Raw genomic sequence first — 22,197 nt, 5'->3', positions numbered from 1 at the left:
ACCACGTATTAGACTCATTATCTTTCTATTTTACTAGAAAAAGACTCAGAAATGTATATCTATGCTCAAGAAAGTGATGATTTACCCGAGTTAGCGTGACACAGTGATTGAGATTCAGAATATATTGATAAAAATGCTCGATCATTTATGTTAAGGTGTGAGTAAGTGTTCCTTGTCCCTTCGTTTTAAAATGAGAGGACGAGGGTAGTAACATAATGCAAGATAATCTCGAAATAAGAAGATGCTAAGTAATAAAAAGGAACACGCATTTTATGAAAAGCAGATAAAGAAAGGATGTTCTCATTGGAATTACAATTAGCAATTGATTTATTAAATAAAGAACAAGCAGCAGAATTAGCAAATAAAGTGAAAGACTACGTAGATATCGTAGAAATTGGTACACCTATCGTCATCAATGAAGGTTTACCATCAGTTCAACACATGGACGAAAACATCGACGGCGTTAAAGTATTAGCTGACTTGAAAATCATGGACGCAGCAGACTACGAAGTGAGCCAAGCTGTGAAATTTGGCGCTGACGTCGTAACTATCTTAGGTGTGGCTGAAGATGCATCTATCAAAGCGGCTGTCGAAGAAGCACACAAACATGGCAAAGAATTACTCGTTGACATGATTGCAGTACAAGACTTAGAACAACGTGCGAAAGAATTAGACGAAATGGGTGCGGACTACATCGCAGTACACACTGGTTATGACTTACAAGCACAAGGTGTATCACCACTCGACAGCTTACGCAAAGTGAAAGGCGTAATCAAGAACTCTAAGATTGCTATCGCTGGCGGTATTAAACCAGAGACAATCGAAGAAGTTGCTGCTGAATCACCAGACCTAGTTATCGTAGGTGGCGGTATCGCAAACGCTGACGACCCAGTTGAAGCAGCTAAACAATGTAAAGCAGCGATTGAAGGTAAATAAGATGGCTGAGTTAACGAACTATCGTCTCGTGCTTGACGAATTAGATAGCACACTTGCGCATGTGGAAGTGGAGCAAGCACAAGCATTCGTGCAAGAGGTGCTCAATGCGGAACATGTCTTTGTAGCAGGCAAGGGTCGTTCAGGATTTGTAGCGAATAGCTTTGCGATGCGTTTAAACCAACTTGGTAAAAATGCGCACGTGATTGGTGAATCAACGACACCTTCTATTCACGAAGGCGATTTATTCATCGTGATTTCTGGTTCAGGTTCAACTGAGCATCTACGTTTACTTGCAGATAAAGCGAAATCTGTAGGTGCCCAAGTTGTCTTACTCAGTACGAAACCGGAATCTCCAATCGGTGAATTAGCGAATACAGTGATTGAGTTGCCAGCAGGTACGAAACATGATGCAGAAGGTTCAGCGCAACCTTTAGGCAGCTTATTCGAACAGGCATCTCAAATTCTGTTAGATAGTCTCGTTCTTGACTTGATGAAAGAACTTGATGTAAGTGAAGAAACGATGCAACAGAATCACGCTAATTTAGAATAATAATATAAATGATGATTTGAAAGTGCCAACGCGGTAAGTAATGAGCTTATGCGTTGGTACTTTTTTGTGATTTTGAGGAATGGCTGAGGTGAAATGGGGGTGAGCTTGCGTTTTACATTTTGTAGTGAAAATGGGCTGCATCACCACTTTTTCAAAAATATAGGGTGAGTGTGGAACATTCGTTACACGTTAACTCAAATTCGACTGCAAAATTGGGAAGCAGTGCCCCTGTGCTACCACTTGCGATGTGAAATAACGGATAACTCAACGTTTAAAATGAGTAAAATAAACATGACATAGTGCAAAAATATTCGAGTATAGTGCAGGAATGTTAATATAATAAGGTGATAAGTTAACGATAAGAGGTGCGAATATGGAAATTCTGAAGAAGATTCAAGTATATAGCGAGCGATTTCCGAAACGTCTAGCGTTACAATTTGAGGATCAATGCTACACATACGGGGAACTACAAGATCTCATTGAAAGCTATGCGGAACAGCTTTCAATTACGCCTCAAACTAAGGTGGCAGTAGGGTTTCACGATCAAGATCAAACACTCATTTACTATTTGGCGCTCCTTCAGTGTGAGGCAGTTCCATGTGTGATTGATCCCAAATGGTCTGAAACGCAACTTCAACAAATACGCCAACGCTATGAGATTGAGGCGATTATACAGAGTGACCGTGAGGTACAGCCCACAAGTTTATCAGCATACAGCGAGGGCGATGAACATCATAGGATAGAAAGTTTACTACATATTGGCTTTACTTCAGGTACTACAGGATTACCTAAAGCTTATTATCGTAATGAAGCTTCATGGCTCGCATCTTATCGAGAGAATGAGCGACTGTTATCTCCTGAAGTTCAAGCCATTGTGGCACCTGGACCGTTATCCCATTCACTATCCCTTTATGCTTGTATTTACGCACTTTATAGTGGTCGTACGTTTATCGGTATGAATCACTTCGAACCTACTAAGATGATGCAGAGTATTGCAGAAGTAAAAGCACCCGCGGCATTGTTCTTAGTGCCGACGATGTTGCGCTATAGTTTGCATGCTGACTTTATCGCGGATGATTGCGTAGATATTTTTACCACAGGAGATAAGTTGCCAGCAGAAATCTTTGAACAAATTAAAGCGCGCTTTCAAGGTGCTAATATTATTGAATTCTTCGGTACGTCAGAAGCGAGTTTCATTAGCTACAACTACAATCAACAAGCGCCAGTGCGTTCTGTAGGGCGGTGTTTCCCGAATGTTCAAGTGGAATTGAGAGTGCAGGACGAAGCGGGAATTGGTCAACTCTTCGTGCGGAGCGATATGACCTTTAGTGGCTATGTGGGTCATCCGATAGCGGCGCAGTCAACATGGATACCCATTGGGGATTACGCCTCGCTTGATGAGGTACATCATCTCTATCTTCATGGACGCCAAGCGGACCGACTAATAATTGGTGGACGCAACGTCTATCCTTCTGAAATTGAGGCGCAAGCGCTGACACATCCTGATATTTCTGAAGTGTTAGTGATAGGCGAATCACATGCGCAATTCGGTCAAATTGCTGTGATGTTGTATGTCGGAGAGCGAACGTTGACTTATCGCGAGTTTCGACATTTTATGAAAGAAAGATGTGCACGTTATCAAATTCCGTCTAAACTGTTGAGAGTGGCTGAGATGAAGTATACGGCCAGTGGTAAAATTGCTCGCAAACGGATGGCGCAAGCTTATGAGGAAGGACGGTTAAAGAGATGAATACACCAGTAATTGTAGCGGCCAAGCGTACGCCGTTTGGAAAGTATGGCGGTGCGCTTCGGTCTTTAGAACCTGAGATGTTATTAAAACCTTTGTTACTACATTTGAGTGAACAATGTCCAGAATTAAAATATCGCACTGATGATGTGATACTCGGTAACGTCGTCGGCAATGGAGGAAATATTGCGCGTAAATCGTTGCTTGAAGCAGGATTGTCGGAAACAATTCCTGGGCTTACTTTAGATCGTCAATGTGGTTCAGGATTGGAATCTATCATGTATGCTTGTCGAATGATTCAAGCGGGCGCAGGTCAAATTTATCTTGCTGGAGGTGTTGAAAGTACGAGTAGAGCACCGTGGAAGATTAAACGCCCGCAATCGGTTTATGATACAGCGATGCCAGACATTTATGAACGCGCGTCATTTGCGCCTGAAGGTCAAGATCCGTCGATGATTGAAGCGGCCGAGAATGTAGCTCAGCGTTATGACATTTCACGGGAAGCCCAAGATGATTTTGCTTATCAGAGCCATCAACGCACATTACGAGCGATTGAGCGAGGACACTTAGCGAACGAAATGTTACCTTTAACGGTCAAAGGTCAGCGTGTAGAAAGAGATGAAAGCGTGAAACCGAGACTGCGTAAGAAGTTGTTATCACGCATGAAACCACTCATTTCGAGCGGAACGGTCACTGCAGGTAACTGCTGCATGAAAAATGACGGGGCTGTAGTGTTGCTTGTGATGGAAGCACGTACTGCACGAGCATTAGGTTACAATCACGGACTACAATTTGTGGATGGTTTAACGCAAGGTGTTGATCCAACCTTATTAGGTATTGGACCTATTCCGGCAGTGGAAACGTTACTTGAGCGGAATCGAACACGCATGGGTGATATCGAAACAGTTGAATTGAATGAAGCCTTTGCTTCTCAAGTGCTTGCCTGTCAAAGAGAACTCGGAATTTCTGCAACGCAACTCAATCGTTGGGGCGGTGCGATTGCGACAGGACACCCTTATGGTGCAAGTGGTGCGGCGCTTGTGACGCGATTGTTCAGTATGAAATGCGACGGTCTAACTTTAGCGACTATGGGCGTAGGAGGAGGTATGGGCAATGCCATCTTATTCCGACCTTGGATCTGAAGATGTAGAGCAGCAGTGGGTGCATTTTGATGAAGAAGAAGTTGAGCGTTACCGAATGTTAATAGGCGATGTCGATGACGGGTCGTGCAGTGTGCCCGTCCTTTATTGTGCGCGACTTTGGCCAGAATTTGATTTATTTCAAGCTATTAATGGCCAAGAACTGAAGCTTCGAGAGACGAATGTGGAACAGAATTTGACTTTGGAGGTTCAGCGCCGCTATTTGGCTGAACTGCGCGTATTAAATGTACGTCAAATTCGTCATTTTACGAAATATCAGTTGCAGTTGGTGCTTTACGAGGATGGTCAACTAGCTGTAACGATTCAGCAGACATTTGTAAAAGAGGTGAGAGAATGATGCAATTTTCTCGTGGTGAAGTTGAACGTTACTTGAGCATGGTTGGAGACGAGAACCCGCTTCATTCGAGCATCGTGCCAGGGCAATTCATCGTCGAGCGCTGTATGGCGACGCTCGGGGTGACGTGGTCGAATTTTACAATTAACTATTGTAAAAGTGTCATGATAGGTGAAACGTTGACAATCCAAAATACTGACGCTCAGACCATTCACATTTTGAATCAATCACAAGAAGTGACAATTCAAATTTGCAAGAATTAACAATTAGTGAAAATGAAAAAACGAAAACCTTGCAGTAGGTTAAAAATTGTTACATAGATTGTTTTGAATCGCTATTTTTGAATAAAAATTTAAGATGATGATTCAATATACCACTTTTCGATTTAAGTTTTACAAAATATTTTACTCCGCTATAATAGTTAAGCATAACAAAGGGGGAGAAATTGAAAAGATGGAATTTGATTCAAAACAAATTAATTATGTTAATGCAAAGAAAGCGAAGAAAGCAGTATTTGCGACCGGCATCGGTAATGCCATGGAATGGTTTGACTTTGGACTGTTCGCGTATTTAGCAGGAGTGATTGGGCATAACTTCTATACGCAACTTCCGTCACAAATGCAATTGATTTACACCTATGCCACAATGGCCATCGCATTTCTATTACGTCCTGTAGGTGGCATCGTCTTTGGAATATTAGGTGATAAGTTTGGACGTAAAGTCGTGCTGACGTCCACGATTATACATATGGCGTTCTCAACATTACTGATTGGCCTATTACCTACCTATGACCAAATCGGTGTATGGGCGCCAATTTTATTACTTATTGGACGTACGATTCAAGGTTTCTCAACTGGCGGTGAATATGCAGGTGCAATGTCCTATATTGCTGAAACTGCTCCAGACAAGAAACGTAACCGCTTAGGTTGTGGTTTGGAAATTGGTACATTGGCTGGTTATATCGCAGCTTCCATATTAATCGCAGTCCTTACAGCGTCATTAACTACTGAGCAGATGAATACTTGGGGCTGGAGAATCCCGTTCTTCTGTGGTTTACTACTTGGTTTGTTCGGTCTATATTTACGTCGTCGTTTAGAGGAATCACCTGTTTACGAGAATCAATTGGCGACAAAACCGAAAGAAGAGAAGATTCATTTTTTCAAGATTATTCGTTATTATTGGAAGAATATCTTAGTTTGTCTCGTGGCAGTTATGTTCTTTAACGTAACGAACTACATGATCACAGCTTACTTACCAACATATTTAGAAGAGATCATTAAGATTAACCCAACTACAGTTTCTTCTATTTCAGTAGCTGTCATGGCCTTCATGATTGTCTTAGCACTCATGTTTGGTCGCTTAACTGACAAGATTGGTGAGAAGAAAGTCTTTCTCATCGGATTAATCGGAACAGCGATCTTTAGTGTTATCGCATTTACGCTATTCCAAACACGCTCAATCCCATTGATTGTTCTTGGCGTGTTTATGCTCGGCTTCTTCCTATCGACTTACGAAGCAACGATGCCGGCATCATTACCGTCAATGTTCTACACTAATGTGCGTTACCGTACGTTAGCAGTTACCTTCAACGTATCTGTGTCTCTATTTGGCGGTACTACGCCTTTAGTAGCCTCAGCATTAGTTGCGAAGACAGGTAATGTGTTTATGCCAGCCTACTACTTAGTTGCGATCAGCGTGATTGGTATCGTAGTGATCACTTTCTTACATGTAAGTACGGCAGGAAAATCTCTCAAAGGTTCATATCCAAACGTGGACAATAAGAGAGATCATGATTATTACGTGAAATATCCAGAGAAAGCCTTATGGTGGAAGAAAGAACAACGTATTTAATTATTTAAGATGATGTTATGAGAGAAGAATGATGACATTCACGTGTTGTCGTTCTTCTCTTTTTACTTATGTAGTAAAAGTACTGACGTGATTGAGAAAAAATTTTAAGAAAAAAGAAGTAATTCCGGCGGGAACGACGTGTATATAAGTGAGAGGGTAAAAAAATAGCACTTATATTAGAAGTGTTTCGAGTTGCTCTCCAAACAGTCGAAGTGGGACAAACTTCGTCTAATATAAGTGCTAAAGGGTTATAGGGATGGATGTATCAACAGGGGTCACTCATTGAAGGGGGCAATGAGATGACATGTCGATACGAAAAATCATACTTCTGTTTACAAAAAGGGAGTAATTCAATGTTCTTTGTGTCAAAAATTGTGTATCTTACGTAAATTATTTTTTCGGTTTTGAGGTGAAAATGACTAGGAACAGTGATTTGCCATTTGATCTACGTCATTTTCTAGTAGAGAGAGTAATTTGTATATATCATTGGAAGTTAAGGTTTCATCACATTTAACTGAAATTGTATTAAAGGTTTTGGTTATGATTTCGTAGATTGGCTTGCCATTTTCAACTATCTTATTGTAGATTATCATGTTGTTTCATGACCTCCTTTCTCTCTCTACACTTAACACTATAAAGGATATGTCTATGTAACACATGAGTCTGTAGTATCAACTTTAACTACGCCTTTCGTACGAGAGTAAAAATCCCTTATATATCAAGTGATGGAGGGGGGTTTAAGTAACGAAAAAGAAGACAAGACTAGAAACTTATCTCATTTCGTAGCCTTATCTCCTGTGCATTTAACTTATATCAAAGTGTTTTGTAAGATAGCTTACACTTCTTGCACATCTACATCGATGTGTTCAATACGGTTGTATGCACCGTGGTCTACTGGACCAACGAAGTCGTTCATCTTCCAACCATTTTTAATCGCAGAAGCAACGAAAGCTTTCGCAGCAATTACAGCATCTTTAGGATTTTTACCATTTGCGAGATATGCTGTTGTCGCTGCCGCAAATGTGCATCCTGCGCCGTGGTTATAGCTTTGTTGGAACATGTCTGTCGTTAATTGATAGAATTTGTCGCCATCATAATAAAGGTCGTATGACTTATCTTGGTCTAACGCTTTACCACCTTTAATGATGACATGTTGCGCGCCTTTGTCATGGATAATTTCAGCAGCACGTTTCATATCTTCAATTGATTTCAACGTGCCAAGACCAGCTAATTGACCCGCTTCAAACAAGTTAGGTGTAGTAATTGTTGCTTTCGGTAAGAGATGTTCAATCATCGCATCTGTATTGCCTGGGTTAAGCACCTCGTTCTCCCCTTTACAAACCATTACTGGGTCTACTACAAAGTAATCTGCACCAGATTCTTCAAACGCTTCGCCAGCACGCTTGATGACTTCTTGCGTACCTAACATACCGGTCTTCACTGCATCTGGTCCGATAGAGATCGCTGTTTCTAATTGTTTCTCGAAGACGTCGAATGGAATAGGTGTCACATCATGAGACCATGTTTCTTTGTCCATCGTAACGATAGAAGTTAATGCGACCATGCCATACGTATCGAGTTCTTGGAATGTTTTTAAGTCCGCTTGCATTCCTGCGCCAGCACTCGTATCAGAGCCAGCGATTGTTAATGTTTTCTTAAGTGCCATTATCTTCACTCCCTAAATGTCTTTACTTTTATTTTACCACGTTTCCAAACAGCTCAACATCGACGTGCTTTCTAGAGCTTTTATCCTTAATAGTAAAAATATAAGCATGCATCACAATTTCTAAGTAACGCTAGACAGGTGGATGTGTTACGATAAACGGTGAGGTGATAAGAAGAATGGAATGGGCAGATATCTTTCACGACATCACATCGCGACATGATTTCAAAGCGATGCATGATTTCTTAGAAAAAGAATATACGACGCAAATTGTTTATCCAGATAGAGAGAATATCTATCAAGCCTTTGATTTAACACCCTTTAATAAGGTTAAAGTAGTAATACTGGGACAAGATCCATATCACGGTCCGAATCAAGCGCATGGTTTAGCGTTCTCTGTGCAGCCTAACGCTAAGTTTCCGCCGTCATTACGCAATATGTATAAAGAATTGCAGGATGATATTGGTTGTGTCAGACGTTCTCCACACCTACAGGACTGGGCAAGAGAAGGTGTATTGTTATTGAACACCGTGTTGACTGTACGAAAAGGTGAAGCACATTCACATCGCGATATCGGTTGGGAAACGTTTACGGATGAAGTCATTCAAGCCGTGTCTGACAATTTAGAGCATGTCGTGTTTATTCTGTGGGGCAAACCTGCTCAGCAGAAGATCAAGTTAATCGATACGTCAAAACACCATATTATTAAGTCGGTACACCCAAGTCCATTGTCTGCGTATCGCGGTTTCTTTGGTTCTAAGCCGTATTCCCAAGCGAATGCGTATTTAGAAGAACACGGTATTGAACCTGTAAATTGGTGTGAAGGTGAGTGATTTAAGAATGAATAAAGACAAACTCATTCAATTGATAGAAAGTGAGTTAGTGCAAGCGGATGAAGCAACGAGTGATGCAGCATTTGAAAAGCATTTGTACGCCATACATACACTCACTTCGTTGTATGTCGAACAGCAAGGCACACAGAACGCATCTACTTCACGTCAACACTATCCAGAAGTGAATCAGACACAATATAGCGTTTCTAGCTATCCTTCTCAATCTACGAAGTCATCTTGCTCTTCACAACAAGATGTAACGGTAGATGAGATTAAAGCGATGGGTGGAAAGGTGCCTGCGTCGATGCAACAAAGTCAAAGCAGTGATTTGCCATCGAATAAGATGGTTACCGATGATGAAATCGGCAATGGTGATTCAATATTTGATTTTTAAACTTATAGAGGTGAAATAGTTATGATGAAAGTATTTATTATTCTAGGTGCTTTAAACGCATTAATGGCAGTAGCAACAGGTGCGTTTGGTGCACACGGGCTTGAAGGGAAACTGTCAGAGAAGTACATGTCTGTCTGGGAGAAAGCGACGATGTACCAAATGTATCACGGTTTAGGACTACTCGCGATCGGTATTATTAGTGGTACAACAAATATTAACGTGAACTGGGCAGGATGGCTCATGTTTATTGGAATCATCTTATTTAGTGGTTCGCTTTATATCTTAGCGTTAACACAAGTTCGCGTGTTAGGCGCAATTACGCCTATCGGTGGTGTCTTGTTTATTGCAAGTTGGCTAATGTTAGTTATAGCAACTTTTAAATTATAAATTAATAGTGATTTGTGTTATAAAAACTCACCTTTTGGGTATAGTACATCTCATGGGGTGAGTTTAATTTATGAGCGAAAATAATAAAAAAGTCGATAGAGGGAATTTAAAGCAAAACCTATCTGAGAAATTCGTTTGGGCCATTGCCTATGGTTCTTGTATAGGTTGGGGTGCCTTTATCCTACCAGGTGACTGGATTAAACAATCAGGAGCCATCCCAGCATCAATCGGTATCTTTATCGGCGCGTTATTACTTATTCTCATAGGGGTAAGTTATGGTGCATTAGTATCGCGTTTCCCTGTTTCTGGTGGCGCGTTTGCATTTAGTTTCTTAGGATTTGGAAGATATGTGAGTTTCTTCTCATCTTGGTTCTTAACATTTGGCTATATTTGCGTAGCAGCTCTCAACGCAACTGCATTCAGTTTACTGATTAAGTTCTTATTCCCAAGTGCATTGCAGACTGGGAAGTTATATACCATCGCTGGATGGGATGTATACATAACGGAAATTATTATTGCTTCCGTTCTACTTATTGTATTTATGATTATTGCGATCGTGGGCGCTAGCGTGTCAGGTTCTTTACAGTATTATTTCTGTATTGCGCTCGTCGTTACAGTGCTCTTACTCTTCTTTGGTTCGTTCTTCGGTAACAACTTCTCTTTAGAGAAGTTGAAACCTTTAGCGAACGAACATAAAGGCTGGTTCTGGTCTATCGTGTCGATCGTGGCGATATCCCCTTGGGCATACGTTGGTTTCGACAATATTCCACAGACAGCCGAAGAGTTTAACTTTTCACCTAATAAATCATTCAAACTTATTTCATTCAGCTTAATCGCAGCTGCTTTAACATACGTTGTGATGCTCTTCTTCACAGGTTGGCTCACAACATCAAATAACGGTGTGAATGGTCAGCTATGGGTGACAGGTGCTGAAACTCAAGAAGCCTTTGGTTATGTCGGTTTAGCGATTCTATCTATCGCGATTATTATGGGTATTTTTACCGGCTTAAACGGTTTCTTAATGAGCTCAAGTCGTCTCTTATTCTCAATGGGACGTTCAGGTATTATGCCTACGGTCTTCAGTAAACTTCATCCGAAGTACAAGACGCCATATGTAGCTGTCATCTTCTTAGTTGCGATGACGCTCATTGCGCCATGGCTCGGTCGTACCGCATTACAATGGATTGTTGATATGTCATCTACTGGCGTATCTATCGCCTACTTTGTCACTTGTCTATCAGCAGTTCGTCTGTTCAGTTACGACCAAACAAGTAAGACATACGCACCGGTTTACAAGACATTTGCGATTATCGGTTCAGTGATTTCATTTATCTTCTTGTGCCTGTTATTAATTCCAGGCTCACCAGCGTCACTCTCTGTACCTTCTTACATCGCATTAGCGGCTTGGTTAGTGTTAGGTCTCATCTTCTTCTTTATCCGCTTACCGAAGTTGAGACGTATTGATAATGATGAGTTAAGTCGTTTAATTTTGAATAGAAGTGAAGATGACATTGCTGATTTAGTAGATGAAAATAGTACCAATCGTACAAATAAGTAGACAACTAAGCAATTGAAGCGTCAACCTCCAACGAATGAGGTTGGCGTTTTTCTTATACATTCTAAAAATTGATATAGGTAATGAAAGAGGTATGAAAAATCTGAAGACCTAATAAGGAACAAGCATGTATAAGTGATCAATTTAATGTTGGGTATTATACATAAGAAAATGCCACTCCATCATTTAAGCTGATGAAGCGGCCACTTTTAATATCTCTATTCGCAGTGGTTGTCTGCATTTGAAAGAGCTACCGTTTTCTCAAATGCTAGTCAACTGTGCGGGGGGTGAGACAACGAAATCAAAGATTTCTGTCTCACTCCCCCTAAATCTTTTTACGTGTACGAACGAAACCTGAAACGACTAACTTGGAAATTTGATCTGCGAACAGTAAGCCGAGTGCAATAGCGCCTGCGATAAGCGTCACTTCTAACATCGTGTTGATCGCCTTACTAAAGTTGAGCAGAATCAAGTTCTTCGTCGCATCATATGCCAAACCACCTGGTACGAGTGGAATGATTCCAGGCACCATGAAGATAATGACAGGTTCTTTCTTGTAACGTGCCATCACATGACTTAACAGACCGAGCACGAGACTACCAAAGAAGCTCGCATAAATCGTGTGGAGTTCGAAACCATGGTAGAACAAGGCATAAATCATCCAACCACAAGCGCCAACGAACCCAGCAGTATAATACAAACGTTTCGGTGCATCGAATATGACACAGAAAAATAATGAAGCTAAATAACTAAAAATAAAGTTTAATATCCAGAACATATTAGATACTCCTCAAAATTAGAAAATAATCAAAATCGAACCGACGCCAGCGCCGATACCAAAGGCAGTGACGAGGGCTTCTAAAGATTTCGTCGTGAAAGTCAACATGTGGCCACCAAAGAGATCTTGAATCGCATTGGTAATCAAGACTCCAGGTACTATCGGCATCACGGCTGCGATGATGATTTCTGGTATGGAACCACCTGGAATCAAATAGTGGCCAAAGACAGCAAGCAGACCAATGACCAGAGAACCGATGAACTCTGGAATGAATTTCGCATGGAGTTTACGGTCTAGAATTTCAACGACAATATAGCCAATGGAACCTGCGATGAGTGCGGTAAAGATATCCACCAAATGGCCTCCTTGTAGATAGAGGAAGCTGATAGAAATGATGGCCGCCGCGATAAATTTAAAGATCAAATCGTGACGAATACTTTGTTCGTTGTAAATATATTTCAGTTCTTCGTAAGCTTCATCGAGAGATAATATGCCCTTTGTAATTTGCCGTGAGACTTCGTTCGTGCGTGAGATACGGAACAGGTTCGTATCACGAGTCTTAATTCGGAAAATACGAGGATTAGTTTCATTATGTAACATAAAGTTGATTACTGTATTCGTGACGAAACTATTGCTTTCAGCATAGCCAGCGCTCGCTGCGATACGACTCATCGTATCTTCGACGCGTGTCCCTTCAGCGCCAGATTCCAACAAGATGCGGCCTGCTAAAACTGCGACGTCCTTTACACGGCGTTCGTCTACATTAGTATGAATAGGTTGTTGATGTGTCATTCTTATCACCAGTGTTAGTATTGATTGATTAAAATATTAGAGCTAAAATCTTGATCAATTAAGCGCAATGCCATTACCAGATTTGCAAATAATTTTTAGATTGCATTAATGAAGAGTTAGCTAAATATAAAATAGTTAAGACTATTGTGAATCCTTACATTTACTTAAATAAGTATAACTGCTTAATTTCAACAAAATTAATTAAAAATAAGCCTTCAAATTATGAGTGAATAACATAGCTTATACTCGTTTTTAAAGATAACTCAATGTATTTAAGAATTTCTTATACTTTAACTCACAATAAATAAAGTTAAAGTATAGTGTCTTCTTTGATTGGTAATTTAGTTGTTTTTGTAGGAGAAAGTTTTAAATAGACCCTTTACTCCTATCAGACGCTTAATTAAGCAGAGTTATTTAAAGTACACTTATTGTAACACGTTTTAGTCAAATGTCATTAAGTTGTAGAACAACTTTATTATAGATGTGAATACGATTAATATAAAGGTATTATTACACTAATATTTAGATTAAAAATGTTTTGAAAATTTTAGAATGGTTATTATAGTACTAGTTAACTGTTCCAGCATATTGGGTAGCGACAATATAAGGCAGTTAATCTATGAATTAGTAGTGGATAAAGTTCTCCCAAACACTACGAAGTGGCGTATTTCGATTAAGAAGTACGCCACTTTTTCGACTATTATGATAGGAATTTCCGGAAATCCTCTTATATATCAATTTCTTCATGTTCATAACTCTCTCATTATATCCATGTACGAAAGACTCGAATTAAAGCCTTATAACCCAGAAAAAAGCCCAAGGCCATAAATCACCTTGAGCTTCCGCTATAAAATCTCTCATTCAACTTTAAATAGATAAGAAGTCTTGTAAATCTTCTTTCTCAACGATATGGCCTACGAAGAAACTGCCGAAGTCACCATAGCGTGCAGTTGTTTCGTCGAAGCGCATATCGTAAACAATCTTCTTGAATTGAAGTGGGTCGTCTGCGAAGAGTGTTACGCCCCATTCGTGATCGTCGAAACCGATAGAGCCTGTGATAAATTGTTTAATCTTACCAGCATAGCTACGGCCAATCTTACCGTGTGCATACATTAACTCTGAACGTTTCTCCATTGGCAACATGTACCAGTTGTAAGTTTCGTTACGACGTTTATCCATTGGATAGAAGCAGATGTATTCTGCATGTGGTAATTCAGGATAAAGACGTGGTTTGATGTGTGGGTTCTCATATGGATCTTCATCAGGGTTAGTGTGTAAGTAGTTACCTAATTCGATGACAGATACATAAGAGTACGTAGGAATGAGATAGTCCGTAATCTTCAATTTGTTGAATTCATTCTCTACTGTGTTGAGATCTTTCATTTCTGGACGTAGTACCCATAGTAAGATGTCAGCTTTTTGACCTGTGATATTGTAAAATGCGTGATCTCCCGCATTATTTTCTCTTGCAGATTCATGTTTCGCTAAGAATGAACGTAATTCGTCAATTAACTCGTTACGATCTTCTTCAGATAAGAGACGGAAAGTCGTCCAATCTACCGCGTAGAATAAGTGTAAGCTATACCAACCATCTAATGTTTCTGGTGCTTGTGGCATAGATGATCACTCCTTTAATCAAGTTATCGTTTCACTTACAAATTTTATCACATATTATGGCGCTTTCATAAACAATAGTTCGGCTTAATTCTGACGATTATATGAACTTCAAAGGATAATAGCATTTTAAAAATATCTTGCGTATAATAGAAACTAAAGATAAATATGTGAAGATTCACTAAGGGGGACATACCATGACTTTATTAAATGTGTTACAAGATAAGCTATCAGGAAAGAATATCAAGATTGTCTTACCTGAAGGGGAAGACGAACGTGTACTTACAGCCGCAACACAGTTACACAAGACAGACTATGTATCACCAATCCTATTAGGAAATAAAGAGAAAGTACAAGCGCTAGCAGACGATAAAGGTTTGGATATTTCAGATATCGAACTGATTGACCCAGAGAACAGTGAATTGAAAGATGAGCTCGTGTCTGCATTTGTTGAACGTCGTAAAGGTAAAGCGACTGAAGAAGACGCGAAAGAACAATTGAAAGATGTGAACTACTTCGGCACAATGCTCGTGTATACAGGCAAAGCGGAAGGCCTCGTAAGTGGTGCTGCGCATTCAACAGGCGATACAGTAAGACCAGCATTACAAATCATCAAGACGAAAGAAGGCGTGTCTAAGACGTCTGGTATCTTCTTCATGATTAAAGATGATAAACAATACATCTTCGGTGATTGTGCTATCAACCCAACTTTAGAAGCCCCAGATTTAGCTGAAATCGCAGTTGAAAGTGCGAAATCTGCGAAATCATTCGGTATGGAACCACGTATCGCTATGTTGAGCTTCTCTACGAAAGGTTCAGCGAAGTCTGACGATGTAGAGAAAGTATCTACAGCCGTTCAAATGGCTCAAGAGAAGATCGCATCAGAACAAATGGACGACGTTGTGATTGATGGAGAGTTCCAATTTGACGCAGCGATCATGCCGGAAGTGGCTAAGAAGAAAGCGCCAGATGCGAAGTTACAAGGAGATGCGAACGTCTTCGTATTCCCAAGTTTAGAAGCAGGTAACATTGGCTACAAGATTGCACAACGTCTTGGTGGCTATGATGCAGTTGGACCAGTACTTCAAGGTCTCAACTCACCTGTGAATGACTTATCACGTGGTTGCTCTACAGAAGACGTTTACAACTTATCCATCATTACTGCAGCGCAAGCGTTACAATAATGGATTTAACGAGTAAATATTTCAGTGGGATTGAATGGCGCTACGTCGATCACTCTACAGGTTTAGCGCCCATGCAGTCCTTTGCGTTTGATGACACTTTATCAGAAAGTGTCGGTAAGGACCTATCTTGCAACGTGGTTCGTACTTGGGTCCATCAACATACTGTCATCTTAGGTATCCATGATTCGCGTTTGCCGTTTCTGAATGACGGGATTCGTTACTTGACGGACGAGCAAGGTTTCAACGCGATAGTGCGCAATTCAGGCGGTTTAGGCGTGGTGCTTGATCAAGGCGTGTTAAACATTTCACTCATCTTCAAAGGAAAGACCGAAACGACAATTGATGAAGCCTTTACAGTAATGTATTTATTGGTCAGTAAAATGTTTGAAGATGAAGACGTTGAAATTGAAACACGTGAGATCACCCATTCTTACTGTCCTGGCAAATTTGATCTCAGTATCAATGGACAGAAATTCGCAGGTATCTCTCAACGTCGTGTGCGTGGAGGTATTGCCGTTCAAGTTTATTTATGTGTGGAAGGTTCAGGTAGTGAGCGTGCAGCGATGATGCGTGAGTTCTATAATCGAGCATTGCAAGGAGCTACAACAAAGTTTACCTATCCTGATGTGTGGCCGAGTTGCATGGCGTCACTCGAAGAACTCTTCCAACATGAGATGACCGTTCAAGATGTCATGTTCAAATTGCTTTATGCGTTGAAAGATTTAGGCAGTACATTAAACATGGATCCTATCACGGAAGATGAGTGGCAACGTTATGATGGTTATTTTGATAAAATGCTTCAACGCAATGAGAAGATTAATCGGCGTGTTTAAGTTATTAGACCCTTCAAAGTGAGTCGCTTTGGAGGGTCTTTTACCGCGAGGATAACGCGAGTGAGAGAGGAGAAGCGCGATTTCGAATTCAGATATCTATCACGCAAATGACAAACGCCCAGATGTTAAGGTGAGCGGTCGCTTTGAAAGCGTTCTTCGTGATAAGATAACTACGGATATTGAGAAGTGGGATATCAATTTTACTTCTTTTTAATTTTACGCTTTGATTATATACGCCTCGCGTTTTATAATAAGAACGTAATCTATATAATTAGTAGCTGGTCTCAAATTTATTTGAGAAAATATGAGTAAAAGTGTGTCGAAGGCGGGTAATTAAGTCTTAAGACTGATATAATTATCACGAATTTGTGAAATACTTAAGTTTCATTTGAGAAATTTTTTTGCTCGCTTCATCGACATGTTTGTACGACAGATAACGTCACAGGTGTGGGTATAACGAGAGTGACGTTAATCTTGCATGCCGATTGAAGATGGAGCATCCACATAACTCATCGATTCAATCGTGACAGATTGACTTTGAACATCGAGATTGAACGCTCACTTTTAACGAGAGTCCGGGCAGAGAGACAGGCTTGAATCGCTGTATTAATCGTGAGCATTGTGCAGATAGAATGCGTATTTAACTGTTAAAATTAAAGGTGATAAATTATGACTCAACATGGAATTGGGGAAGCGAATGGAAAGGTAATACTCATAGGTGAACACGCGGTGACATTTGGTCAGCCGGCCATAGCGATACCTTTCACTACTGGGCGAGTGAAAGCATCGATCACTGCTTTAGATGAAGATCACGCTTCAAGTATTACGAGCGATGTTTACGAGGGCGATTTAGACTATGCTCCGGAACACATTAAAGCTGTAGTAACACGTTTCATTGAGAAATATCATATCGACAATCCGATACATGTCGTCTTTGAGACAAACTTGCCACCATCACGCGGGTTAGGATCTAGCGCAGCAATGGCGGTTGCTTTCGTGCGGGCAAGTTATGATTATTTGGAGCGTCCATTATCGGATGAGCAGTTGATTGAAGAAGCGAACTGGGCTGAGCGTATTGCGCATGGTAAACCGAGTGGTATTGATACACAAACGATCGTTTCAAATCAACCTGTCTGGTTTAAACAGGGTAAGGTTGAGAAATTGAAGCCGTTAGATATCCATGCCTATATGGTAGTGATCGATACAGGTATTCAAGGTTCAACGAAGCAAGCGGTTGAAGATGTTCACCGTTTGTGTGAGTCAGACGCACATTACATGGCTTGTGTTGAACGTTTAGGCGAACTTACATATCAAGCATCTGAAGCGATCGAACAACATGATTTCCATAAACTAGCAAATGTCTTTAATGAAGGTCAGAAGCATTTGCGCGAATTAACAGTCAGTCATGACAAGATTGAAATGCTCTTAGAAGCGAGTCATCAACATGGTGCTACAGCTGGTAAATTAACAGGTGGCGGCCGTGGTGGCAGTATGATTGTCTTAGCTGAGGATAAAGAAACTGCGGACAAGATTGCTGAGAGTGCAGAACATTTAGGCGCGCATCACACATGGATTGAGTACTTAGGAGGTTAGAACGTGGCTACAAGCGGGAAAGCACGAGCTCATACAAATATTGCGTTAATTAAATACTGGGGTAAAGCGAACGAAGAAGAGATTATCCCGATGAATAATAGTCTGTCTGTTGCGTTAGATCGTTTCTACACAGAGACGAAAGTGACGTTCAGTGAGACGTACGATCGAGATGGGTTAATACTAAACGGCGAAGAAGTGAGCGACAAGGAAAGTGCTAAGATTCGACGTTTTATGGATATTGTACGTGAGAAAGGTCAAACATCTGACTATGCGCTCATCGAGAGTGAGAACTTCGTGCCGACCGCAGCTGGACTCGCATCTTCTGCGAGTGCTTACGCAGCATTAGCAGCCGCTTGTGATGAGGCGTTACACCTTCAACTATCACCGAAAGACTTATCACGGCTTGCGCGTCGTGGCTCAGGATCAGCTTCCCGTAGCATCTTTGGTGGTTTCGTTGAGTGGGAAAAGGGCACAGACGACCAGACTTCTTACAGCCACCCTGTAGAAACGGATCGTTGGGAAGATGACTTAGCGATGATTTTCGTGGTAATTAACGATCAATCGAAGAGCGTTTCAAGTCGTGCAGGTATGTCATTGACACGACAGACTTCCCGCTTTTATCAGTATTGGCTTGATCACGTTGATGAGGACATTGCTGAAGTGAAACAAGCGATTACTAACAAAGACTTCAAACATTTAGGTGAAGTGATTGAAGCTAATGGTTTGCGTATGCATGCGACGAATCTCGGTGCAGAACCGCCGTTTACGTATTTAGTTCCGGAAAGTTATCAAGCGATGCAAGTGGTACATGAATGTCGTGAACAAGGTCATTTGTGTTACTTCACGATGGATGCAGGTCCGAACGTTAAGATTTTAGTGGAAAAGAATAATGTGGACGCCGTAGTCGACGCGTTACATCAACATTTCGATAAAGAGAAGATTATTACGAGCGATATTACACGTTCAGGTGTGGAAATTATTGAGTAAGGAAGAGATATCATGATTGAAACGAAAGCGCCAGGTAAATTGTATATTGCAGGAGAATACGCAGTCACTGAACCTGGATACAAGTCTATATTGATAGCTGTAGACCGCTTTGTCACTGCAACAATTGAGGATTCTGAAGTGGCACAAGGGTCTATCCACTCCAAAGCGTTACATCACGAACCGGTGAACTTTAAAAGAAATGAAGATCAAATTGTCGTCTCGGACTTGCATGCGGCTAAACAGTTAAAGTACGTGATTACCGCCATCGAGGTCTTTGAACAATATGCGCGCAGTAAAGGCATGGAATTAAAGCACTTCCACTTAACTATCGACAGCAATCTCGACGATGCTTCAGGACATAAGTATGGTCTCGGTTCGAGCGCGGCTGTACTTGTTTCTGTAGTCAAAGCGTTGAATGAATTCTATCAACTAAATCTATCTAACTTGTTTATTTATAAATTAGCAGTAATCGCGAACATGAAACTCCAAAGTTTAAGTTCATGTGGTGATATTGCGGTGAGTGTCTATACAGGTTGGCTCGCCTACAGTACGTTTGATCACGAATGGGTGAAACAACAAATCGAAGAAACGTCAGTGAACGAAGTGTTGAAGAAGAACTGGCCAGGTTTACACATCGAACCTTTACAGGCACCGGAGAACATGGAAATTCTCATTGGTTGGACAGGGTCACCAGCTTCGTCCCCGCATTTAGTAAGTGAAGTGAAACGCTTGAAATCTGACCCTTCTTTCTATGGTCGTTTCCTTGAACAGTCTCATGCGTGTGTGGAGAAATTGATTCACGCGTTTAAGACGAACCACTTGAAAGGTGTACAACAAATGGTGCGTTTGAACCGTACGATTATCCAGCAGATGGATGCTGAAGCGACAGTAGATATTGAAACACCAACCTTGAAGACGCTTTGTGAAATTGGTGAAAAACATGGTGGTGCTTCGAAAACGTCTGGTGCTGGTGGCGGTGACTGTGGGATTACGATTATCAATAATGAGTGCGATAAACAAGCGATTTACGACGAATGGCTTCAAAATGGTGTGAAACCGTTAGAATTTAATATTTATCATGGTCAATAAGATGAGTTATTTTAATATGATTACAATCAAATGATATAGCTTCAAACCGCGTTATGGTTGGAGGTATATGATTTGATTCCTTATCCAGCGTGCGTTAGTGCCTTAGCATCAAGGTGTTACGTTAACGACCTGGATTTTAATTTTGTAGTCTGTATTTTTGTAAAAGGTGAAAGAGCGGTATATACATGGGCGCATTTTACTAGAAGTATGAGCTGCCATACTAGCGTAACTACACAATTGGTATTATGATGGACATGCATATAACGGCGATGAGTTTGAATGGGAATGAGGTGAGACGTTTGCAAAATAAATTTATGATCTGTGATGATTGTCAGGCTGTGAATTGTAAGTCACTTGAACGTAAACTGAAAAAGCTAGATCCAGAAGCGGAAATTGACATCGGCTGTCAATCTTATTGTGGACCGGGACGCAGAAAGACCTTTGCGTTTGTGAATAACCGGCCGCTTGCTGCACACTCTGAGGATGAACTCATGGAGAAAGTTGAAAAGCAATTACAGAAACCTCGTGACCCAGAAGAGGAAGAGCGTTTGCGTCAACGACATGAACAACGTAAACGTTGTAAAGAAGAACAAGACCGTAAGTTAAAGGAAAAATTAGCACAACGTAAAAAGTCAAAAGCATAACTTAATGTAGCGTGAAGACGGATTAGCATTCTATGGAATGATGCGTCTCACGCTTTTTTGTGCAGTGTTAGCTATCTGTTCAGCAAAAGAGATATAGTGAGAACTACTTCAAATTTGGTCTATACTAAGACATCTATATACCCCACATGCTTTCCTATGATTAAATAGAGGAGAATAAGGTAATACAAAGATTAAAGGAGATGACAAGATGATGGATAAAGTAAGATTAGGACACTCAGACGTTTACGTACACCCCATCGCATTAGGAACGAATGCTGTAGGTGGACACAATTTATATAACAATTTAGATGAAGAACAAGGTAAAGAAGTCGTGCGTACGGCAATCCGTAACGGCTTGAATTTACTGGATACCGCCTTTATTTATGGACCAAGACGTTCAGAAGAACTCGTAGGCGAGACAGTGAAAGAATTCCCTCGCGAAGATTATGCGATAGCGACGAAAGGTGCGCACTATTTCGATGACGAGGGCAATGAGCATTATTCAAATGACCCAGAATTCTTGAAACAACAAGTTGAAGAAAGTCTTGAACGTCTACAAGAAGATTACATTGATTTATATTATATTCATTTCCCAGACGAAGAGACCCCTAAAGACGAAGCGGTAGCTGCTTTAAAAGAACTGAAAGATCAAGGCAAGATTAAAGCGATTGGTGTCTCTAACTTCAGTCTTGAACAATTGAAAGAAGCGAATAAAAATGGCGACGTAGATGTTGTGCAATTAGAATATAACTTGCTCAATCGTCAGAATGAAGCTTACTTCGATTACACGACTGAACATAATATTACGTTTATCCCTTATTTCCCATTGGCTTCAGGTTTACTCGCTGGTAAATACAATGAGAATAGTACATTCGATGATTTACGTGCGAAAAATCCTGATTTCCAAGGTGAGCGTTTTAAAGAGAATTTACGAAAGGTCGACCAGTTACGGGAGATTGCCGACAATCATGATGTGGATGTGGCACACATTGTACTTGCGTTCTACCTCACTCGCCCATCTATTGACGTTATTATTCCTGGAGCGAAACAATCGACTCAAGTGGTAGATAACTTGAAGACGTTAGAAGTTGAATTAACAGACGAAGAAATTCGCTATATTGATGAGCTCTTCCCAGTAAAATAACTTGCGTGAACTAGCACGATGATGAGAAGAACGTGTGTATTTCTTTTTAACTCATGAGTAAGAATATGATAAAGCATGACCGTGGAATGATGTTACGCATGTTAACGATAGAAGCTAAGAAGAACGGCA

The 22,197-nt window shown here is 40.7% G+C and carries 23 protein-coding genes; 18 read left to right on the top strand and 5 right to left on the bottom strand.

The window, feature by feature from the left end; translation table 11 throughout:
- Nucleotides 1-303 precede the first annotated feature (303 nt).
- From hxlA to CD126_RS00765, 7 genes are all read left to right on the top strand, one after another.
- A complete protein-coding gene (hxlA, locus tag CD126_RS00795; protein WP_049405941.1) occupies nucleotides 304-936 on the top strand; it encodes a 3-hexulose-6-phosphate synthase in 633 nt (210 codons plus the stop codon).
- A 1-nt stretch (nucleotide 937) separates the two neighbouring features.
- Entirely contained in the window at nucleotides 938-1,486 is a 549-nt protein-coding gene (gene hxlB / locus CD126_RS00790; RefSeq protein ID WP_049405942.1) for a 6-phospho-3-hexuloisomerase, read from the top strand.
- 373 nt (nucleotides 1,487-1,859) lie between these two features.
- The gene (locus CD126_RS00785; RefSeq protein ID WP_049405944.1) at nucleotides 1,860-3,236 is read left to right on the top strand and encodes an AMP-binding protein; all 1,377 of its coding nucleotides are present in this window, start codon (nucleotides 1,860-1,862) and stop codon (nucleotides 3,234-3,236) included.
- Entirely contained in the window at nucleotides 3,233-4,375 is a 1,143-nt protein-coding gene (locus tag CD126_RS00780) for a thiolase family protein (RefSeq protein ID WP_049405945.1), read from the top strand. The genes CD126_RS00785 and CD126_RS00780 overlap by 4 nt, the downstream gene beginning before the upstream one ends.
- Nucleotides 4,347-4,730, top strand: coding sequence for a hypothetical protein (locus CD126_RS00775; protein WP_049405947.1), 384 nt, complete (start codon nucleotides 4,347-4,349; stop codon nucleotides 4,728-4,730). The genes CD126_RS00780 and CD126_RS00775 overlap by 29 nt, the downstream gene beginning before the upstream one ends.
- A complete protein-coding gene (locus CD126_RS00770; RefSeq protein ID WP_049405948.1) occupies nucleotides 4,727-4,990 on the top strand; it encodes a hypothetical protein in 264 nt (87 codons plus the stop codon). Before CD126_RS00775 ends, CD126_RS00770 begins: the two co-directional genes overlap by 4 nt.
- A 190-nt stretch (nucleotides 4,991-5,180) precedes the next feature.
- Complete coding sequence (locus CD126_RS00765; protein ID WP_103369886.1) at nucleotides 5,181-6,578, top strand: MFS transporter; 1,398 nt, start codon at nucleotides 5,181-5,183, stop codon at nucleotides 6,576-6,578.
- A 419-nt stretch (nucleotides 6,579-6,997) separates the two neighbouring features.
- Here the strand turns inward: CD126_RS00765 and vraX are convergent, their stop codons facing one another.
- Both vraX and thiD read right to left on the bottom strand, forming a co-directional pair.
- The gene (gene vraX / locus CD126_RS12065; RefSeq protein ID WP_040806787.1) at nucleotides 6,998-7,171 is read right to left on the bottom strand and encodes a C1q-binding complement inhibitor VraX; all 174 of its coding nucleotides are present in this window, start codon (nucleotides 7,169-7,171) and stop codon (nucleotides 6,998-7,000) included.
- Between the two features lie 242 nt (nucleotides 7,172-7,413).
- Nucleotides 7,414-8,244, bottom strand: coding sequence for a bifunctional hydroxymethylpyrimidine kinase/phosphomethylpyrimidine kinase (thiD, locus tag CD126_RS00760; protein WP_049405953.1), 831 nt, complete (start codon nucleotides 8,242-8,244; stop codon nucleotides 7,414-7,416).
- A 176-nt stretch (nucleotides 8,245-8,420) separates the two neighbouring features.
- Between thiD and CD126_RS00755 the strand changes: the two genes are divergently transcribed.
- From CD126_RS00755 to CD126_RS00740, 4 genes are all read left to right on the top strand, one after another.
- A complete protein-coding gene (locus tag CD126_RS00755) occupies nucleotides 8,421-9,074 on the top strand; it encodes a uracil-DNA glycosylase (protein ID WP_049405955.1) in 654 nt (217 codons plus the stop codon).
- 7 nt (nucleotides 9,075-9,081) lie between these two features.
- Nucleotides 9,082-9,468 (top strand): DUF5327 family protein, encoded by a 387-nt coding sequence (locus tag CD126_RS00750; protein WP_049405957.1) that lies wholly within the window; start codon nucleotides 9,082-9,084, stop codon nucleotides 9,466-9,468.
- Between the two features lie 24 nt (nucleotides 9,469-9,492).
- Nucleotides 9,493-9,855: a DUF423 domain-containing protein gene (locus CD126_RS00745; RefSeq protein ID WP_040806816.1), complete on the top strand. Its 363-nt coding sequence runs from the start codon at nucleotides 9,493-9,495 to the stop codon at nucleotides 9,853-9,855.
- 70 nt (nucleotides 9,856-9,925) lie between these two features.
- Nucleotides 9,926-11,413 (top strand): APC family permease, encoded by a 1,488-nt coding sequence (locus CD126_RS00740; RefSeq protein ID WP_103369885.1) that lies wholly within the window; start codon nucleotides 9,926-9,928, stop codon nucleotides 11,411-11,413.
- Between the two features lie 322 nt (nucleotides 11,414-11,735).
- On the opposite strand, the gene CD126_RS00735 is transcribed toward CD126_RS00740, so the two are convergent.
- From CD126_RS00735 to hemQ, 3 genes are all read right to left on the bottom strand, one after another.
- A complete protein-coding gene (locus tag CD126_RS00735) occupies nucleotides 11,736-12,188 on the bottom strand; it encodes a threonine/serine exporter family protein (protein ID WP_049405960.1) in 453 nt (150 codons plus the stop codon).
- A gap of 18 nt (nucleotides 12,189-12,206) precedes the next feature.
- Complete coding sequence (locus CD126_RS00730) at nucleotides 12,207-12,980, bottom strand: threonine/serine exporter family protein (protein WP_103369884.1); 774 nt, start codon at nucleotides 12,978-12,980, stop codon at nucleotides 12,207-12,209.
- 867 nt (nucleotides 12,981-13,847) lie between these two features.
- A complete protein-coding gene (hemQ, locus tag CD126_RS00725) occupies nucleotides 13,848-14,597 on the bottom strand; it encodes a hydrogen peroxide-dependent heme synthase (protein WP_049405963.1) in 750 nt (249 codons plus the stop codon).
- Nucleotides 14,598-14,791: 194 nt separating this feature from the next.
- On the opposite strand from hemQ, the gene pta reads away from it, so the two are divergent.
- The 7 genes from pta (at nucleotide 14,792) to CD126_RS00690 (ending at nucleotide 22,068) form a co-directional block, all read left to right on the top strand.
- The gene (gene pta / locus CD126_RS00720) at nucleotides 14,792-15,778 is read left to right on the top strand and encodes a phosphate acetyltransferase (protein WP_049405965.1); all 987 of its coding nucleotides are present in this window, start codon (nucleotides 14,792-14,794) and stop codon (nucleotides 15,776-15,778) included.
- Nucleotides 15,778-16,611 carry a lipoate--protein ligase family protein gene (locus CD126_RS00715; RefSeq protein WP_103369883.1) on the top strand — a complete coding sequence of 278 codons (834 nt, stop codon included), beginning with the start codon at nucleotides 15,778-15,780 and terminating at the stop codon, nucleotides 16,609-16,611. Before pta ends, CD126_RS00715 begins: the two co-directional genes overlap by 1 nt.
- 669 nt (nucleotides 16,612-17,280) lie before the next feature.
- Nucleotides 17,281-18,204, top strand: a complete 924-nt coding sequence (mvk, locus tag CD126_RS00710; protein ID WP_049405969.1) for a mevalonate kinase — start codon at nucleotides 17,281-17,283, stop codon at nucleotides 18,202-18,204.
- A gap of 3 nt (nucleotides 18,205-18,207) precedes the next feature.
- Nucleotides 18,208-19,191: a diphosphomevalonate decarboxylase gene (gene mvaD, locus CD126_RS00705; protein WP_103369882.1), complete on the top strand. Its 984-nt coding sequence runs from the start codon at nucleotides 18,208-18,210 to the stop codon at nucleotides 19,189-19,191.
- Nucleotides 19,192-19,203: 12 nt separating this feature from the next.
- Nucleotides 19,204-20,280 (top strand): phosphomevalonate kinase, encoded by a 1,077-nt coding sequence (locus CD126_RS00700; protein ID WP_002472545.1) that lies wholly within the window; start codon nucleotides 19,204-19,206, stop codon nucleotides 20,278-20,280.
- A 299-nt stretch (nucleotides 20,281-20,579) separates the two neighbouring features.
- On the top strand, nucleotides 20,580-20,924 hold the full coding sequence (locus tag CD126_RS00695; RefSeq protein ID WP_049405973.1) for a YuzB family protein: 345 nt from the start codon (nucleotides 20,580-20,582) through the stop codon (nucleotides 20,922-20,924).
- A gap of 208 nt (nucleotides 20,925-21,132) precedes the next feature.
- Nucleotides 21,133-22,068: an aldo/keto reductase gene (locus CD126_RS00690; RefSeq protein WP_049405975.1), complete on the top strand. Its 936-nt coding sequence runs from the start codon at nucleotides 21,133-21,135 to the stop codon at nucleotides 22,066-22,068.
- The last annotated feature ends 129 nt before the right edge of the window (nucleotides 22,069-22,197 follow it).

The organism is Staphylococcus pettenkoferi, from assembly GCF_002902685.1.
GTDB classification, from domain to species: domain Bacteria; phylum Bacillota; class Bacilli; order Staphylococcales; family Staphylococcaceae; genus Staphylococcus; species Staphylococcus pettenkoferi.
The sequence above is the reverse complement of the archived record's forward strand: the minus strand, read 5'-3'. Positions and strand labels throughout refer to the sequence as shown.